Below are 16690 nucleotides of genomic sequence, written 5' to 3' on the forward strand. Positions count from 1 at the left end.
AGGCGACACTGCCTTTCCTCCCATGAGACCGGCCACGAAGGACGCTCGTGGCGCGAGATCGAGCCTCATGAGTGCGTACGGTGACCACAACCGTCCTTACGGTCATCGATGCTGCGGGAGGTGCTGGGAGGCACCCCGGCGGGACCCAAGCCGCCGATTGGGAGCGCCTTGCCCCGCTAAGCCTTAATCGACGCCTACCGCGAGGGCCGGTGCCGGCCACGGACACCGGTGGTGCCCGTGGCCGAGGCGTCAGGCCGGGCCGCGCAGGACCGTCACTCCCCGCGGCTCCAGCAGGCCCGGGGTGCCGTGCAGGAGCTCGCCGGGCAGGCCGGCCAGTTCGACCGGTTCGGCCGTGCGATTGATCAGGAAGTGGAAGTCGCCGCGGACCGCCAGTTCCACCCGGCCGCGCAGCTCCGCCGGCAGTTCGCTCCGCACACCGGCCCGGCTGAGCAGGTCGCGCAGCACCGGCGCCAGGCCGTCCGGGCCCAGGCGGGTCGACACGTACGCCGCCGAGCCCGTTCCCACCGTGCGCCGGGTGATCGCCGGGGCGCCGCCCTTGTACGACGCCAGCACCTCCACGTCCGGTCCGGTGACCGTGATGCCGTCGGTCCACACGGTGCCGGTCAGGCCGTTGTCCAGCTCGGCCCGCTCGTCGTCGCCCAGCGGGGCGAACTCCTCGATCCGGATGCCCAGCAGGTCGCGCAGCGGTCCCGGGTAGCCTCCGAGCCACACGTGGTCGTGCTCGTCGACGATGCCCGAGAAGTACGTGGTGACCAGGTGACCGCCGGCCGACACGTACGACTGCAGGCGCTCGCCCAGGGCGGCCGGGACCACGTGCAGCACCGGCGCCACCACGAGGTCGTAGCCGGACAGGTCCGTGTCCACCGGCACCACGTCCGCCCGTACGCCCAGGTCGAGGAACGCCGAGTACCAGTCCAGCGCCTCCTGGCGGTAGCGCAGCCGGTCCGTCGGGTGCGAGTCCTGCTCGCTGGCCCACCAGGAGGTCCAGTCGAACAGGATCGCCGCGCGGGCCGGGGTCTGCGCCGTACCCGCGACCGGGGCCAGCTGCCGCAGCGTCTCGCCCAGCCGGACCACCGACCGGTAGATCTCGCTGTCGGTGCCGGCGTGCGGCAGCATCGCCGAGTGGTACTTCTCCGCGCCGGCCCGGGACTGGCGCCACTGGAAGAAGCAGACCGCGTCCGCGCCGTGGGCCACGTGCGTCAGTGAGTCGCGGGCCAGCTCGCCCGGCTTCTTCGGCACGTTGATCGGCTGCCAGTTGACCGCGCTGGTCGAGTGTTCCATCAGGAACCAGGGCCGGCCGCCGGCGATGTGCCCGGTCAGGTTGGCCGAGAACGACAGCTCGTCCTGGGCCCGGGGGCCGCGCTGCACGTAGTGGTCGTTGGAGACGAAGTCGACCTCGGCCGCCCAGTCGGCGTAGTCCATCGGCTTCTGCTCGCCCATCACCATGAAGTTGGTGGTGGCCGGGATCTGCGGGGTCAGCTCGCGCAGCACATCGCGTTCGGCGCGCAGGTAGTCCTTGAGCGCGTCGGAGGAGAACCGCTTGAAGTCGAGCTGCTGGGTCGGGTTCGGGTGGGTCGCCGCCTGGCGCGGCGGCAGGATCTGCGCCCAGTCGCTGTAGTGCTGCGACCAGAACGCCGTGCCCCAGGCGGCGTTCAACGCGTCCAGGTCGCCGTAGCGCTCGATCAGCCAGGTGCGGAACGCCGCCGCCGCGTCGTCGGAGTAGTCATAGACGTTGTGGCAGCCCAGCTCGTTGGAGATGTGCCAGGCGGCCAGCGCCGGGTGGTCGCCGTAGCGTCCGGCCATGGTGCGGACCAGCCGCAGCGCGTGCTCGCGGAAGATCGGCGAGGTCGGCCGCCAGTGCTGGCGCCCGCCCGGCCAGATCGTCGCGCCGTGCGCGTCGACCGGCAGGATCTCCGGGTGCTTCGCGGTCAGCCACGGCGGCGGGGACGCCGTCGCCGTGGCCAGGTCGACCGCGATGCCACCCGCGTGCAGCAGGTCCATGACCTCGTCGAGCCAGCCGAAGTCGTACTCGCCCTCGGCGGGCTCCAGCCGTGCCCACGAGAAGATCGCGAGCGAGACGATGGTGACGCCCGCGGCCCGCATGGCCCGAACGTCGGCGTCCCACGTGGAGCGCGGCCACTGCTCCGGGTTGTAGTCGGCGCCGTAGGCCAGGGCGGGTGCCCGGTCGTGCAGGCGCAGCCAGCGGTAGGGGGTTTGCACGCGATCTCCTCGGGGGGACGTCACTTGACGGTGAAGCCCTGCTCGTTGCCGTACTTCGCGGACTGGTCCTGCCACGCCTTCAGGCCGTCGGCCAGCGGCGTCGCGGACACGTAGGCCTTGCCCACGGTGTCGTTGAAGATGCTGTTCGCGTACACCTGGAAGGGCAGGTACGACCAGCCGGGCACCACGTTCTGCGCGGACTGGGCGAAGATCTCGTTGGCCTTCTGGCCGCCGAAGTACTTGAACTCGGTGTTGAGGAACTCGGGCTTGGCGATGTCGGCCGAGGTGGCCGGGAACGCGCCCTCCTTGATCCGGGAGTCCTTGCCCTCGTCGACCGCCGCGTACTTCAGGAACGCGTACGCCAGCGCCTTGTTCGCCGACTTCTCCGGCACGGCGAGCGAGCTGCCGCCGTTCTCCGCGCTGGCCTTGCCGCCGGCCTCCCACTGCGGCATCGGGGCGACGCGCCACTTGCCGGACGCGGCCGCCGCGCCGGTGACCAGGTTGCCCGGCATCCAGGCGCCGGTCGGCAGGCTGGCGATGGTGCCGTCGCCGAGCGCCTTGAACCACTCGTCGGACCACGGCGGGATCGACGCGACCAGCTTCTCGGTGATCATCGGCTGCCAGGTCTGGGCGAACTTGGCCGCGCCCGGGTCGGCGAGGTTGATGGTGACGTCGGTGCCCGAGGTCTGGAACGGCTTGCCGCCGGCCTGCCAGATCATGCTGGTGGTGAAGCCGGCGTCGCCGCTGTCCCCGGTGATGTAGACCTTCGGGTCAGCCTTGTGCAGCTTGCGGGCGGCCTCGACGTACTCCGCCCAGGTGGCGGGCACGGTGATGCCGTGCTTGTCGAAGACCTCCTTGTTGTAGAACAGCGCCATCGGGCCCGAGTCGATCGGCAGGGCGTAGACCTTGTCACTGCCGAGCGTCACCGAGTTCCACGGGCCCGGGGTGAAGGTGCTCTTCAGGCCGGACGCGCCGTATCCGCCGACGTCGGCGATGGACTTGGCCAGGGCGAACTGGGGCAGCGCGTAGTACTCGATCTGCGCCACGTCGGGCACGCCGCTGCCGGCCGCGATCGCGTTCTGCAGCGCCGTGTACTGCTTGTCGCCGGTGCCGGCGTTGACCAGCTCGACCTTCACGTTCGGGTACTTGGTCTGGAAGGTGGAGACCACGTTCTTGAGCGTGTTGTCCCACGCCCACACGGTCAGCGAGCCGCCCTTGGCCAGCGCGGCGTCGACGTCGGCCGCGGAGGTGCTGCCGCCGGACGTACCGGTGCCGGAACTGTCGTCGTTGCCGCCGCAGGCGGCGAGCGCCAGCGTCGCGGCGGTCGCCGCGGCGACCACCTTGAGGAATCGTGTCATCTGGTGTCCTTTCGGGGGAAATTCATTCTTTGACGCTGCCGGCCGCCAGGCCGGACTGCCAGTAGCGCTGCAGCAGGAGGAACGCCGCGAGCAGCGGCAGGATCGTGAGGAGCGATCCGGTGATGACCAGGTTGAACACGGCCTCGCTGCCGGCCGTCTGGGCCTGCTCGTTCCAGGCGTTCAGGCCGATGGTGAGCGGGTACCAGTCCGGGTCCTTCAACATGATCAGCGGAAGGAAGTAGTTGTTCCAGGTGACGACCATGTTGAAGAGCAGCGCCGTGACGATGCCGGGGCCCAGCAACGGCACGGAGATCCGGAAGAAGGTGCGGAACTCCCCCGCGCCGTCCACCCGCGCGGCCTCCAGCATCTCGTCGGGCACGGCCTGGGCGGAGAAGGTCCACATCAGGTAGAGCCCGAACGGCGAGACCAGCGACGGGATGATTACCGACCACGGGGTGTTGGTGAGGCCCATCTTGCTGAACATGAGGAACGTCGGGACGGCCAGCGCGGTGCCGGGCACGGCGACGGCCCCGATCACGATGGCGAAGACCGCGCGCCGGCCCACGAAGTTGAACTTGGCCAGGCCGTACCCGGCCAGCGTGGACAGCAGCGTGGCGCCGCCGGCGCCGACCACCACGTACATGACGGTGTTGCCCAGCCAGCGGACGAAGACGCCGTCGTCGTAGGTGAACGTCTGGCGCAGGTTCGACCAGAGGGCGAACTCCCCATCGTCGAACCACAGGCCGAACGAGGAGAGCAGGCCCTGCTGCGTCTTGGTCGCGTTGATCACCAGCCAGACCAGCGGGATCAGGCTGTAGATGGCCACCAGGCCGGTGAGCAGCGTCAGCACGGTGCTGCGGCGCGGGGCCCGGCGGTACGGCTTGAACTTGGTGCGCGGGACGTCAGCTGTACGCCCGGAGGAGGACGACGACGACTGCACGGTGGTGGTCATCAGATCTCCCTCGTGCCGCGGAGCTGCACGACATAGGCGATGACCATCGTGATGAGACCCATGATGATCGCCACGGTGGCCGCGTAGTTGTACTGCTGGCCGGAGAAGGACAGCTGGTAGGCGTACATGTTGGGGGTGTATCCGGTAGTGAGCACGTTCTTGGCCAGCGGCCGCAGGATGGCCGGCTCGTTGAAGAGCTGGAAGCTGCCGATCACCGAGAAGATGGTGGCGATGACCAGGGCGCCGCGGATGGCCGGCAGCTTGATCGCGGTGATGATCCGGAACTGCCCGGCGCCGTCGATCTCGGCGGACTCGTAGAGCGAGGCCGGCACCACGCGCAGCGCCGAGTAGAAGATCAGCATGTTGTAGCCGACGAACTCCCAGGTCACGATGTTGCCGATGGAGGCGAGCGCGAGGCTGCCGCCCAGCGGGTCGGGCAGCGTGATGTTCAGCGCGTCGTTGATGTTGCCGACCAGGCCGAACTGGGGGCCGTACATGAAGCCCCACATGAGCGTGGCGACCACGGCGGGCACCGCGTACGGCAGGAAGATGGTGACCCGGAAGAACGCCTTGCCGTAGAGCCGGCCGCTGTCGATGGCCAGCGCCACCAGCAGCGCCAGGATCAGCATGATCGGCACCTGGACGACCAGGAAGAGCGCGACCCGGCCGAACCCGGCCCAGAACTGCGCATCCTGCAGGGCCTGGGTGTAGTTGTCGAGCCCCACGAACGAGTTGCCGCCGATGAGCCGGTTGCGGTACAGGCTCAGGTAGATCGAATATCCGATCGGAGCCAGGAAGACCAGGGCGAAGACGGCCATGAACGGGCCGACGAACTTCCAGCCCGCCCAGGAACGGCGTTTTCTGCTCACGACGAGGGTGTCGGCCATGCGTTGTCATCCTTCCCGCCGCTCGGCCGTTGCCGCGGCGACTCCCGGATGTTTGCGTTAACATCACGCTCCGCGCGGGCTCCGCCTGCTGGTGTTCCATGGAGATGAGCGAAGTGATGTTTACGTAAACATCGGGGTGATAGTTTCACTGCGTTTCCGGCTCGTCAAGAAGGAGTTGCCAACGATGACCGCTGGCCGAACCCGCCGCCCGGCCCGAGGGGTCTCGATGGCGGACGTCGCCCGGCTCGCCGGCGTCTCGTCGCAGACGGTCTCGCGGGTGTCCACCGGGCACCCCAGCGTGGTCGAATCCACCCGCCAGCAGGTGCTGGCGGCCATGCGGCAGCTCGGTTACCGCCCCAACAGCGCCGCGCGGGCCCTGAAGCGGGGCGAGTTCCGCACCATCGGCGTCATCCTGTTCACCCTGGCGACCACCGGCAACAGCCGCACGGTCGAGGCCATCGCCGGCTACGCCGCCAAGGAGGGGTACGCGATCACGCTCATCCCGGTGGCGGCGCCCACTCAGGACGGCGTGCTGGGCGCGTTCAGCCGGCTCGGCGAGCTGGCGGTGGACGGCATTATCGTGATCATGGAAGTGCACCTGCTCGACGCGGCCAACCTCAACCTGCCGCCGGGCGTACAGGTCGTGGTGGTGGACTCCGACGCGGGCGACCGCTATCCCGTGGTCGACACCGACCAGGCCGACGGCGCCCGGCAGGCCGTACGGCACCTGCTGGAGCTGGGCCACGAGACGGTCTGGCACGTGACCGGGCCGGCGGAGTCGTTCGCCAGCGAGCGCCGCACCCAGGCGTGGCGCCGCACCCTGCTGGAGGCCGGCCGGACTGTGCCGCCGGTGCAGCGTGGTGACTGGACGGCCGATTCGGGTTACCGCGCCGGGCTGGTCCTGGCGGCCGAGGCGGAGTGCACCGCGGTGTTCGCCGCCAACGACCAGATGGCGCTGGGCCTGCTGCGGGCGTTCCACGAAAGCGGCCGGACCGTTCCGCGCGACGTGAGCATCGTCGGCTTCGACGACATCCCGGACTCGTCCTCGTTCATCCCGCCCCTGACCACGGTGCACCAGGACTTCGCCGAGGTGGGCCGGCGCTGCGTGCAGGGCCTGCTGCGGCAGATCCGCAAGGAGCCGGAAGGCCCGGGCACGGTGCTGGTCCCGACCCGCATGGTGGTGCGGAGCAGCACGGCTCCCCCGAGCTCCCGCCGCGAATGACCCCCGGCCGCGCGCGGCCACGGTACGGTGCAGCCATGTCGGCACAGGGCGCACCGCCCCCGGTGTGGTGGCGCCGGTGGGCGAGCCTGCCGGTCCTGCTGGCGCTGCTGTTCGCCACGACGGCCGTCGCCGCGTCCAGCGAGGCAGCGGCCGCGAGCGGCCCCGGCCGCGTACCGCCGGCCATCCAGGCTGTCACCGCGTCCGCGCAGCAGACCCTCGGTCAACGCCCGGACGTCCGGGTCGACGCCGGCAGCGGACTGGGCACTGCCGCCCCGCTGCTGCAGGTCCTCGGCTGGCTGCCGGCCCGGGCCGGCGCCGGGATCGCGGCGTGGTGGCACCGGCGGCAGGACGTCGACGGGCACCGGGCGCAGGCGCGCCGCGAGACGTATCAGGGCCGGGGTCCCCCGGGACGGCGTGCGGTAGACGCCCCGTCCTGACCCCGGCGCGCGGCATGGCGCGCCACCCTGCCTGAGGAGACAACCCCATCGTGACGCGCGCTACTGCCGCGCGCGCATTTCTCGCCCTTGTCGTGCTCGTCGTATCCGGGTGGCTCGTCGCCACCCGGCCGGCGCGGCTCGGGCTGGACCTGCGCGGCGGAACCCAGATCGTGCTCCAGACCCGTGACGGCGACCAGAGCAAGGCCGACGCCGCCACCACCGACCAGGCCATGGAGGTGCTGCGCCGGCGGGTCGACGAACTCGGCGTGGCCGAGCCGGGCCTGGTCCGCTCCGGCGACCGGCGGATCATCGTCGAACTGCCCGGCGTCACCGACCCGCGGGAGGCGGCCGAGGTCATCGGCCGTACCGCGCAACTGACCTTCCGGCCGGTCCTGGGACCGGCCGCCTCGCCCACCGCGGCTCCCGCGACCGGCGAGCTGGTCCGGCCCGATGAGCGCGGCAACCCGCTGCGGCTGGGGCCGGCGGCGCTGTCCGGCCGGCAGATCGACGGCGCGCAGGCCGGTGTTCAGCCGCCGGGTGGCTGGGAGGTGGCCGTCGACTTCGCCGGGGACGGCGCCCGGGACTGGCGGAAGCTGACCGCCGACGCCGCCTGCTCCCCCGTGGGCGACCCGGCCCGCCGGGTCGCCATCCTGCTCGACGACGAGGTGATCAGCTCGCCCGAGGTGAGCCCCGAGGCGACCTGCGAGGTCGGCTTCGCCGGGGAGGCCATGCGGATCACCGGATCGTTCACCGCGGCCGAGGCGCGCGATCTCGCCCTGCTGATCAGGGCGGGTGCGCTGCCCGTGCCGGTGGACATCATCCAGCAGCAGGTGGTCGGGCCCACGCTGGGCCGGCAGGCGATCGAGGCGTCGGCGCAGGCGGCGCTCATCGGGGCGCTCGCGACCATCGCGTTCATCGTGGCGGTGTACCGCCTGGTCGGTGCGCTGGCGGCGGTGGCGCTGGTCGCGTACGGGTTGATCTCCTACGCCGCGCTGCTGGCGGTCGGCGCCACCCTGACCCTGCCCGGCCTGGCCGGGTTCGTGCTCGCCATCGGGATGGCGGTCGACGCCAACGTGCTCGTCTTCGAACGGGCCAGAGAGGAGTACGCCGGCCGGCCCACCCTGCGCAGCGCGATCCGCGGCGGCTTCGCCCGGGCCTGGTCCGCGATCGTCGACTCCAACGTGACCACGCTGGTGGCCGCCGCCCTGCTGTTCCTGCTCGCCTCCGGCCCGGTACGCGGCTTCGGCGTCACCCTGGGCATCGGCGTGCTGGCGTCCATGTTCACCGCGCTGGTGCTGACCCGGCTGCCGGCCGAGGCCCTGTTGCGCCGGCGGTGGCTGGTCGTGCGCCCACGGTGGAGCGGCATCGCCCACGCCGGCCGGGTCCGCCGGGCGATCGAGTCCCGCGGCCCGGACCTGATGCGCCGCCGGCGACTGTGGCTGGCCGTCTCGGCGGCGGCGGTGCTGCTCTCCATCGGCGGCGTCGCCACCCGCGGGCTGAACCTCGGCGTCGAGTTCACCGGCGGCCGCATGGTCGAGTACGCCACCAGCCGGCCACTGTCGACCGACGCGGCCCGGGCAGCCGTGGAAGCCGCGGGCGTCGACCGGGCCGTGGTCACCCAGGTCGGCCAGGGCAACGTCTCGGTGCGGGCGGGCGCCTTCGACGACGCCACCGAGCAACGCGTACGCGCCTCGCTCGGCACGGCCGGCGGCGGGGACATACAGCAGTTACGGGACGACAAGGTCGGGCCCAGCCTCGGCGCCGAGCTGCGGGACAAGGCGCTGCTCGCGGTGGCGATCGCTCTCGGCGCGCAGCTCGCGTACCTGTCGGTGCGGTTCCAGTGGCGCTGGAGTGCGGCGGCGGTGCTGGCGATGGTCCACGACGTGGTCATCCTCATCGGGGTGTTCGCCTGGCTCGGCAAACCCGTCGATGGCGTGTTCCTGGCCGCGGTGCTGACCGTGGTCGGCTACTCGGTCAACGACTCGGTGGTGGTCTTCGACCGGATCCGGGAACTGGTCCACGGCCAGCGCAAGATCAGCCCCAGGCTGCGGGTGCCGTTCGCGCGGCTGGCCAACACGGCGTGCCTGCAGACGGTCCCGCGTACGGTCAACACCGGGCTCGGGGCGGTGTTCATCCTGGCCGCCCTGGCCACCCTGGGCGGGGCGTCGCTGGTGGACTTCGCCGTGGCGCTGCTGGTGGGGATCGTGGTGGGCACGTACTCGTCGGTGTTCCTGGCCACGCCGCTGGCGATCACCTTCCGGTCCCGCTGACCCGGGGCAGCGGGGTGGGCGCCGCCGTGCGCCCACCCCGCTGCTTCTCGGAGTAGGGTTCCCGCCACCGATCGATGCCGCCGGCAGCGGAAGGACGAGCCCGATGACGGATCCCGCGCAGCTCAACGCAGACCTGCCGCACTCCGCGCGGGTCTGGAACTACCTGCTCGGCGGCAAGGACAACTTCGCGGCGGACCGGGAGGCGGCCGACTACGCCGTCAGGCTGATGCCCGAGCTCGTGCTGTCGGCCCGGGCCAACCGGCAGTTCCTCGGCCGGGCCGTGCGGTTCCTGGCCGGCGAGGGCCGGATCCGCCAGTTCCTGGACGTCGGCACCGGGCTGCCCACCGCCGACAACACCCACGAGGTGGCCCAGGCGGTCGCCCCGGACGCCCGCGTCGTCTACGTCGACAACGACCCGCTGGTCCTGACGCACGCCTGCGCGCTGCTGACGAGCAGCCCCGAGGGGGCCACCGACTACCTCGCGGCCGACGTCCGCGATCCGCAGGCCATCCTCCGGGCCGCCGCCACCACACTGCACTTCGAGCGACCCACCGCCGTGGTGCTGTCCGGCATCCTCAACTTCGTCATGGACGACGCCGAGGCCCGGTCGGTCGTCGAGCAGTTCATGGCCGCGGTGCCCGCCGGCAGCTACCTGTTGATCTCGCATCCGACCACGGAGGTCAACGGCGAGGCCGTCGAGGCGTCGATGCGGCAGTGGAACGAGAGCGGCGCGGCGCCGATCAGGACCCGCACCATCGAGGAGATCCGCGGCTTCTTCGACGGGCTGGAGCTGCTCGACCCCGGCGTCGTGACCTGCACGGCCTGGCGGCCGGACCCGCGGCACCCCGGCATCACCGAGGTCGTGTCCGAGTTCGTCGCGGTGGGCCGCAAGCCCTGAGCACCGGTGGGGGGGCCCGGCTGCCCCACGGGGGCAAGGCAGCCGGGCCGGCTCATCACAGCGACAGGCGCTGACCGGGGAAGATCAGGTTGGGGTTGCCGCCGAGCTGCGCCCGGTTGAGCTGGTACAGCGCCCGCCAGCCGCCCTTGACGTGCTGGGCCGCCGCGATCTTGGCGAGCGTGTCACCGGACTTCACCGTGTAGTGCCGGCCGGTGGCCTTGACCGACGTGCGCTTGGTCGCCGCCGACTTCTTGTGCGTGGTGGTACGCGACGCCGTGGCCTTCTTGCCGCTCGACGAGGAACCGCCGGTGTTCTTCGCCTGGTAGGACTTCGACGAGCCGGCCTTCTTGCCACACACCGGCCACGCGCCGATGCCCTGGCCGTCGAGCACCTTCTCGGCGATGCGGATCTGCTCCGCGCGGCTCGCCTTGTTGGCGGTGCTCGCGTACTTGCCGCCGCCGTACGCCTTCCACGTGCTGCGGCTGAACTGCAGGCCACCGTAGTAGCCGTTACCGGTGTTGATGCTCCAGTTGCCACCGGACTCGCACTGCGCGATCGCGTCCCAGTTGACACTGGACTGCGCCGCGGCCGGAGAGGCCGGGCCCAGCAGAGCGACGGTGCCCGCGGCACCGGCCACGACCAGGCCGAGGGCGCGCAGGGACTGCTTGTGGATCTGTGCCATCGAGTGAACCTCCACGCCTGCGAGGTCAGCTGTCGGGTTCGGGCTGAGGTTGCCCGGCCGCTGTGGTGCCGCGGCTTCACCCCGAGGCGCGCGGTGAGCGCGCCGGAGAACCTGTGGGTCCCCCGCTCCATGCCTGAGTTGAGTTCCCAGCCCGGTCGGCGGCAGGACTCGGCGTTACCGACCGCGGGGCCCGCGTCAGCGGACCGGCCGACGGTAACCACGTTCCCCGCCGCGGAGCCAACCTCCGGGGGCCTAACGTGACGTTGTTCTCAGCTTTTGCCCACTTTTGATCTTGGCCAGAATCGGGGCAAGACGGTCAATATCACCGGCCGTACTCCCCGGGGCCGCGGGTGAGGACGTACCAGCCGTCACGGTCGAAGCCGGCGAAACGCAACCGGTCGGCGAGCAGGGTGCTCAGCGTCTCCCGTACGGCGACCCGCCAGTCCTTGGCCGCACCCGGAGCCCGGCGGCGCAGACTCTCGATGTCCTCCGGCACAGCCACCACCACGGTCTGCCCCCGGAACGAGCCCGGCACCGGCCCACCGGTGCCCGAACGGCGCAGCGCCACGGTGGCCGTCGGCGTCCGCACGCAGCGCACCGGCTTGCCGGCGCTGGCGGAGACGACCGCCGGGGCGGCGAGGTCCCAGCGCACCATCAACCGGTCGCTGTCGTCGTCGCCGTTGATCCGGTCGTGCATCGGGCCGTAGAAGTTCGCCAGGTACTCCGTCGGCACCGCGCCCAGCTTGGCCAGGTTGAAGTAGGCGTTGCGGGCCACCAGCGGGTCGAACGTCCAGCTGATCGTGCTGATGCCGCGCTGCAGGGCCCAGACCCGCTGGTGCTGCTTGAGCGCGAAGCCGACGTTGCGTCCGGCCGCGGTGGCGGACACCCCGGCGATGTGGCTGTGCAGCTCGCGCTCGCCCGGAGCGGCGAAGAACGCCACCGCGGCCCCGACCAGGGTGCCGCCGTCGAAGGCACCGGCCACGTAGTTGCCCGACTTCGCCAGCGCGCGCAGCAGCTCGGTGCTCAGCAGCGGGCCGCTCGCGTCGTCCTGCCAGATGCCGGCCAGCATCCGGTCCAGCGTGGTCAGCTCGGCCAGGCTGCTCACCGGGCGGACCAGCACCCGCGCGGCCCGCGCGGCCACCGTGGCCGCCTCCATCGCCGCCACGATCACCCTGCTCACGACGGCGGCTCCGGAGCGGACACGTCGGCGGCCGGGCCGGCGACGAGGGTCGCGAGATCCATGTGTGCTCACCTTCGGCGGTGACGGGTGTGCTCAGCGTAGGCCCCGGCCGGGCCGTCCGGGGGGCGTCCGAACCCTGAGGTCTACCCGTCTTGACCAGCCTTTCTCCCCGAAGGTCCAGAAAGGGTGGACATCAAGTGATCTCTTGCCGGCGGCCTCGCGTATCTTGACGTACCGGTCGGCACCCCCGTGGCCACCGGCCTTTCCCACGGCAGGACGACGAGATGGCTGACGATTCCGAGCGCGACGACCCGGTGCTGGTCCGCCCGTACATCACCACCCAACCGGCTGAGTCCGGCGACCGGCAGGCGCCCACCTGGCCGGCGACCGCGGATCTGCCCGAGGAAGGCACCGGCGAGGTGCCGGTTGCCGGGCCGGCGCCCGTCACCGTCACCGATCCGGCGGCGAAGAACACCGCGTTGCGCCGCCAGAAGCTGCTGGTGCTGGCCGGGATCGGGGTGCTCGCCCTGCTCGGCGGGGCCGGCCTGTTCCTGCTCCTGCCGTCCGGTGAGAGCGACCCGCCCGTGACGGCGCTTCCGGCTCCCTCGGCGCCGGGCGTCACCCGGTCCGCCGGGGCAGCGCCGGTGGCGAGCACGGGCACGATCAGCGCCTCCCCGGGTAGCAGCAGCACTGTCAACCGGTCCGCGACTGCCACGAGGCCCGCGGCCTCCACGGGCGCGGCACAGGGCGCGCCCGGGCCGGCGACGACCACGACTGCGGCCGCCGGCCCGCCGACGCCGACGCTGTCACCGCCTCCCGGCGCGGCCAGGACCGGCGCGATCACCGCGGCCGGCGGACGGTGCCTGGCCCTCGGCAGCCTCCTCGGTCTCGAGGGTGCTCCCGTGCAGACCTCCGGCTGCGCCGACGTGAGCTACCAGCGGTGGACGCTGGCCACCGACGGCACCCTGCTGGTCACGAACCGGTGCGCCGCGGTGGGCACCGACGCCGCCGTACGGATCGCCGCTTGCGACGACCGGCCCGCGGCCCAGTGGCGGGCCGGACCGAACGGCTCGCTGGTCAACCCGCAGACCGGCCGGTGCCTGACCGATCCCGGCGCCCTGACCGTCACCGTCACCGTCACGGACTGCACGGGCGCGGCGAATCAGACCTGGACCCTGCCCTGAGACCACGCTGCCGGACCGGCCGGGCGGGCTGATAGAACGGCGTCTGTCCCTCTTGGACCGACCCGGCCCCGCCGGGAGCACCCCTCAGGAGTCCGCCATGCCCGATCTGTCCCGCCGTTCGCTGCTGCTCACCGGTGGCGCCGCGGCCCTCGGCGCCGGCCTGCTCACCGGCGCGGCCCCCGCGTCCGCGTCCCGGCCCCGCACCGAGGAACCCGCCGTCACCCCGGCCGCAGCCCTCGCCCGGCTGCTCGCAGGCAACCAGCGTTTCGTCTCCGGGCACGCCCGCCACCCGCACCAGACCCTCGCCGACCTGCACGAGGTCGCCGCGGGTCAGCACCCCTTCGCGATCACGATCGGCTGCGCCGACTCCCGGGTCTCCCCCGAGTTCCTCTTCGACCAGGGACTGGGTGACCTGTTCGACAACCGGGTGGCCGGGAACATCGTCGACGACCTGCTGCTGGGCAGCATCGAGTTCGCCGTCGAGGAGTTCGGCAGCCCGCTGGTCGTCGTGCTCGGCCACGAGCGGTGCGGCGCGGTGACTGCCACCATCGACGCCATCGAGAGCGGCACCGGCGCCCCCGGGCACATCGGCACGATCGTCGACGCGCTGCGGCCGATCGTCGAGCCGGAGCTGAGCCGCCCCGGCGACGTGGTGGACAACGCCGTCCGCGCCAACATCCGGGCCCAGGCCGCCGAGCTGACCGCCCGCAGTGAGCTGCTGGCCGGGCACGTCCGGGCCGGCGAGCTGCGCATCGTGGGGGCCCGCTACGACCTCGACACCGGCCGGGTCGCGCTGGTGAGATAACCCGCGCATCCGGCTATCGTTCGCGGATGCCCGCCGAGCCGACCGCCCCCGCCGTGCGGCCGGCGGACCGGCTGGCCTGGCTCGACGGGCTCCGGGCCGTGGCGGTCCTGCTGGTTGTCTACGCCCACCTCAGCCGCATGCTGTTCCGCGGGGCGCGGGAGGTCTCCGCCGAGTGGCTGCACGCCGGCAGCGCCGGGGTCATGCTGTTCTTCCTGGTCAGTGGCTACATCATCCCGGCGTCGCTGGAACGGCACGGGAGCCTGCGTACGTTCTGGGTGAGCCGGCTCTGCCGCCTGCTGCCGCTCTACCTGGTGGTGATCGCCCTGGTGGTCGCGCTGGGCGCCGCCGGGCTGATGCCGCTCGACCCCGCGCTGCGGGCCGATCCGCTGACCGCGGCCGTGGCCCACGTGACAATGCTGCCGCATCTGCTGGGCGTACCGCTGATCACCCCGGTGATCTGGACGCTCACCTTCGAGATGGCGTTCTACCTGCTGGTCGGCGCGCTGTTCGCGGTACGGCTGCACCGGGCCGGCACCGTGCTGGCGGTGGTGCTGGCCGTGGTCGCCGTCGGCACCGCTCCGCTGGCGCCCCGGTTGCTCGCGGCGACGCCCGGCGCCGCGCGGGAGCTGACCCTGGTCGTGGCGGTCGCGCTGGTGCTCGGGCTGGGTGCGGTCGCGACCGGGCGGCGCGCCGTCGTGGTGGCCGGCGCGCTGCTGCTGGGCGGGCTCGCGGTGACGCTGCTGGTCGCGGGCCAGGATCCGGCCCACGTCTGGGACGGCCTGCTGATCGTCGCGGTGATGCTGGTCGGTACGGCGGTCCACCGCGCCGACCACGGGCGGATCCGCTGGTGGCAGGCGGGCGCGGTGGCCGCGGTGGTGGCCGCCGCGCTCATGGTGAACTGGATCGCCGAGCTGGAGTCCCTCGGCGGGCTCACCCCGCGGTACGTGACCCGCTCGGTCGTCACCCTGCTCGTCATCGGCGGCGCCTTCGCGCTGGGCCGGCTCACCCGGGGCCGGCGCACGCCGCGAGCGCTGGCCCGCCTGGGCCTGATCAGCTACTCCGTCTACCTGGTGCACTATGTGCTGATCGTGCTGCTGCGTCCCCTGCTGATCCCGCTCGGTGAGCGGCTGCCCGCTGTGGCCGAGGTGCCGGTCGCGGCCGCGTACCTGGGTCTGGTCGTCGGGATCTCCTGGCTGACGTACCGGTTCGTGGAGGTGCCCGGGCAGCGGTTCGGGCGCCGGGTCGCACGGTGGATGACCGCCCGGTGGGGCTCCGACGCCCAGCCGCCGGGCCCGCCCGGGCCTCAGCCGGCGAAGCGGGACCTGCGCGCCATTGCCCGGTAGGCGGCGAGCGCCGCGCTGTCGGTGTCCGGCCGGAAGTTGTGCGGGCTGTCGTCCTGGGTGTCGGTGTCGAACCAGACCACGGCGCCGACGGCGGGAGTGTCCTCCACCCACGAGGACAACTTCTTGATCCAGGCGGCCTTGCTACCCCGGCCGTGGTCCACTGCGGCGGTCTCGCTGAGGATGATCGGCTTGCGTTCGCCGTACGCCCCAACGACGGCGCTGAACAGCGTGCGCGGCGACTCGGAGAAGAAGTCGTAGCCGGAGACCCCGACCCAGTCGACGTAGTCGTCGCCCGGGTAGTACCGCTGGAACCTGTTCCACGACGTGTCCGGCGACGAGTTCCAGTTCGGGCTCCACACCCAGGCGACGTTGTCCGCGCCCTGCTCCCGGAAGATCCGGTGCAGCCGCCGCCAGGCCTTGACGTAGCCGGCCGGGTCGTCGCCGTTGTGGCTGCCGTCCCACTCGAACCAGTCGCCGTTCATCTCCCAGCCCCAGCGCAGCAGGATCGGCCGCTTCATCCCGGCCAGCTTGCGGGCCACCCGGGCGATGACCCGGTCCGACGAGCCGTCGACGATCCGCCGGTACGGCGCCCCGTGCCACGACACCATCAACGTGCTGGAGGAAGCCACGGCCGGCTCGGAGGAGGGCACGTAGCCGTCCCACGGGTAGAAGACATGCACGATGCGCTGCTCACGGCCCAGCTGCCGGCGGCGCAGCGCGAGGCTCTCCTTGAGCGACATGCCGCTCAGCGCCAGGTAGGAGCCGAACATCGCCTGGCCGGTCTCGGCCGGCACCGGCCCGCCACGCCGGGGCGCCGCTTTCTTGGGGGCCGGCGAAGGTTTTTGCGAGGGCGTCGGGGACAAGGACGGCGAGGAGCTGGCAACGGGTGAGCCGGACGACGCCGCGGGGGCGACAGTGGTGGGCGAAGCGGGCGGCGGCGCCGCGGACGGCGCAGTCGAACAGGCAGCCGGCAGCGCAAGCGCCGCGAAGGCGAGCAGCCGACGACGGGGCAGCCCGCGGCCGCCCAGGGATTCGGCGGTCATGGTGGGCTTCCTCTCACCGGCACGCGGACACGGCGGTCGCATCCGGCTCCACCATGCCCGCGTCATCGGTCCGAGACGTCGGCCGATCGCCCGCAAGACCCTGCCTGACCAGGCCTTTTACCGGCGCGCAGCTCGGACAGGGAGGCCCGCCGCGCCAGCAAAGGGGCGAACCGACCACCGCCCCGGCC

The 16690-nt window shown here is 72.1% G+C and carries 14 protein-coding genes and 1 riboswitch; of the genes, 7 read left to right on the forward strand and 7 right to left on the reverse strand.

Annotation, left to right across the window (positions count from 1 at the left end; genetic code table 11):
- Positions 1-249: 249 nt before the first annotated feature.
- The 4 genes from ACQP2Y_RS27425 to ACQP2Y_RS27440 are packed head-to-tail and all read right to left on the reverse strand — an operon-like array spanning position 250 to position 5438.
- Positions 250-2241: a beta-galactosidase gene (locus tag ACQP2Y_RS27425; RefSeq protein ID WP_433717903.1), complete on the reverse strand. Its 1992-nt coding sequence runs from the start codon at positions 2239-2241 to the stop codon at positions 250-252.
- A 20-nt stretch (positions 2242-2261) separates the two neighbouring features.
- Complete coding sequence (locus ACQP2Y_RS27430) at positions 2262-3599, reverse strand: ABC transporter substrate-binding protein (protein WP_433717904.1); 1338 nt, start codon at positions 3597-3599, stop codon at positions 2262-2264.
- A gap of 22 nt (positions 3600-3621) precedes the next feature.
- A complete protein-coding gene (locus tag ACQP2Y_RS27435; protein WP_433717905.1) occupies positions 3622-4551 on the reverse strand; it encodes a carbohydrate ABC transporter permease in 930 nt (309 codons plus the stop codon).
- Positions 4551-5438 carry a carbohydrate ABC transporter permease gene (locus tag ACQP2Y_RS27440; RefSeq protein ID WP_360825673.1) on the reverse strand — a complete coding sequence of 296 codons (888 nt, stop codon included), beginning with the start codon at positions 5436-5438 and terminating at the stop codon, positions 4551-4553. Before ACQP2Y_RS27440 ends, ACQP2Y_RS27435 begins: the two co-directional genes overlap by 1 nt.
- A 184-nt stretch (positions 5439-5622) precedes the next feature.
- Between ACQP2Y_RS27440 and ACQP2Y_RS27445 the strand changes: the two genes are divergently transcribed.
- From ACQP2Y_RS27445 to ACQP2Y_RS27460, 4 genes are all read left to right on the forward strand, one after another.
- Positions 5623-6660, forward strand: a complete 1038-nt coding sequence (locus tag ACQP2Y_RS27445; protein WP_433717906.1) for a LacI family DNA-binding transcriptional regulator — start codon at positions 5623-5625, stop codon at positions 6658-6660.
- 35 nt (positions 6661-6695) lie between these two features.
- Positions 6696-7097, forward strand: coding sequence for a hypothetical protein (locus tag ACQP2Y_RS27450; RefSeq protein ID WP_433717907.1), 402 nt, complete (start codon positions 6696-6698; stop codon positions 7095-7097).
- Between the two features lie 50 nt (positions 7098-7147).
- On the forward strand, positions 7148-9367 hold the full coding sequence (gene secD, locus ACQP2Y_RS27455) for a protein translocase subunit SecD (RefSeq protein ID WP_433717908.1): 2220 nt from the start codon (positions 7148-7150) through the stop codon (positions 9365-9367).
- A gap of 103 nt (positions 9368-9470) precedes the next feature.
- Positions 9471-10265 carry an SAM-dependent methyltransferase gene (locus tag ACQP2Y_RS27460; protein ID WP_433717909.1) on the forward strand — a complete coding sequence of 265 codons (795 nt, stop codon included), beginning with the start codon at positions 9471-9473 and terminating at the stop codon, positions 10263-10265.
- Between the two features lie 55 nt (positions 10266-10320).
- Here the strand turns inward: ACQP2Y_RS27460 and ACQP2Y_RS27465 are convergent, their stop codons facing one another.
- Both ACQP2Y_RS27465 and ACQP2Y_RS27470 read right to left on the reverse strand, forming a co-directional pair.
- Positions 10321-10947, reverse strand: a complete 627-nt coding sequence (locus ACQP2Y_RS27465) for a transglycosylase family protein (protein ID WP_433717910.1) — start codon at positions 10945-10947, stop codon at positions 10321-10323.
- 4 nt (positions 10948-10951) lie between these two features.
- A riboswitch (cyclic di-AMP (ydaO/yuaA leader) is annotated at positions 10952-11096 on the reverse strand.
- 173 nt (positions 11097-11269) lie between these two features.
- Positions 11270-12127, reverse strand: coding sequence for a GNAT family N-acetyltransferase (locus ACQP2Y_RS27470; protein WP_433717911.1), 858 nt, complete (start codon positions 12125-12127; stop codon positions 11270-11272).
- A gap of 284 nt (positions 12128-12411) precedes the next feature.
- On the opposite strand from ACQP2Y_RS27470, the gene ACQP2Y_RS27475 reads away from it, so the two are divergent.
- The 3 genes from ACQP2Y_RS27475 to ACQP2Y_RS27485 all read left to right on the forward strand — a co-directional run bounded on the left by ACQP2Y_RS27475 (position 12412) and on the right by ACQP2Y_RS27485 (position 15459).
- Positions 12412-13311 (forward strand): ricin-type beta-trefoil lectin domain protein, encoded by a 900-nt coding sequence (locus ACQP2Y_RS27475; RefSeq protein WP_433717912.1) that lies wholly within the window; start codon positions 12412-12414, stop codon positions 13309-13311.
- Between the two features lie 97 nt (positions 13312-13408).
- Complete coding sequence (locus tag ACQP2Y_RS27480) at positions 13409-14116, forward strand: carbonic anhydrase (protein ID WP_433717913.1); 708 nt, start codon at positions 13409-13411, stop codon at positions 14114-14116.
- Between the two features lie 26 nt (positions 14117-14142).
- On the forward strand, positions 14143-15459 hold the full coding sequence (locus tag ACQP2Y_RS27485; protein ID WP_433717914.1) for an acyltransferase family protein: 1317 nt from the start codon (positions 14143-14145) through the stop codon (positions 15457-15459).
- Here the strand turns inward: ACQP2Y_RS27485 and ACQP2Y_RS27490 are convergent.
- Complete coding sequence (locus ACQP2Y_RS27490) at positions 15420-16502, reverse strand: glycoside hydrolase family 26 protein (RefSeq protein ID WP_433717915.1); 1083 nt, start codon at positions 16500-16502, stop codon at positions 15420-15422. The genes ACQP2Y_RS27485 and ACQP2Y_RS27490 overlap by 40 nt on opposite strands.
- Positions 16503-16690 lie beyond the last annotated feature (188 nt).

The sequence above is a fragment of the Actinoplanes sp. CA-051413 genome, from assembly GCF_050955795.1.
In the GTDB taxonomy this organism is placed as follows: domain Bacteria; phylum Actinomycetota; class Actinomycetes; order Mycobacteriales; family Micromonosporaceae; genus Actinoplanes.

Bases quoted from the DNA above. Each gene is read 5' to 3' on its own strand.
- ACQP2Y_RS27430 (WP_433717904.1), bottom strand. From the start codon at position 3,599: ATGACACGATTCCTCAAGGTGGTCGCCGCGGCGACCGCCGCGACGCTG.
- ACQP2Y_RS27435 (WP_433717905.1), bottom strand. From the start codon at position 4,551: ATGACCACCACCGTGCAGTCGTCGTCGTCCTCCTCCGGGCGTACAGCT.
- ACQP2Y_RS27440 (WP_360825673.1), bottom strand. From the start codon at position 5,438: ATGGCCGACACCCTCGTCGTGAGCAGAAAACGCCGTTCCTGGGCGGGC.
- ACQP2Y_RS27445 (WP_433717906.1), top strand. From the start codon at position 5,623: ATGACCGCTGGCCGAACCCGCCGCCCGGCCCGAGGGGTCTCGATGGCG.
- ACQP2Y_RS27450 (WP_433717907.1), top strand. From the start codon at position 6,696: ATGTCGGCACAGGGCGCACCGCCCCCGGTGTGGTGGCGCCGGTGGGCG.
- ACQP2Y_RS27460 (WP_433717909.1), top strand. From the start codon at position 9,471: ATGACGGATCCCGCGCAGCTCAACGCAGACCTGCCGCACTCCGCGCGG.
- ACQP2Y_RS27465 (WP_433717910.1), bottom strand. From the start codon at position 10,947: ATGGCACAGATCCACAAGCAGTCCCTGCGCGCCCTCGGCCTGGTCGTG.
- ACQP2Y_RS27475 (WP_433717912.1), top strand. From the start codon at position 12,412: ATGGCTGACGATTCCGAGCGCGACGACCCGGTGCTGGTCCGCCCGTAC.
- ACQP2Y_RS27480 (WP_433717913.1), top strand. From the start codon at position 13,409: ATGCCCGATCTGTCCCGCCGTTCGCTGCTGCTCACCGGTGGCGCCGCG.
- ACQP2Y_RS27485 (WP_433717914.1), top strand. From the start codon at position 14,143: ATGCCCGCCGAGCCGACCGCCCCCGCCGTGCGGCCGGCGGACCGGCTG.
- ACQP2Y_RS27490 (WP_433717915.1), bottom strand. From the start codon at position 16,502: ATGACCGCCGAATCCCTGGGCGGCCGCGGGCTGCCCCGTCGTCGGCTG.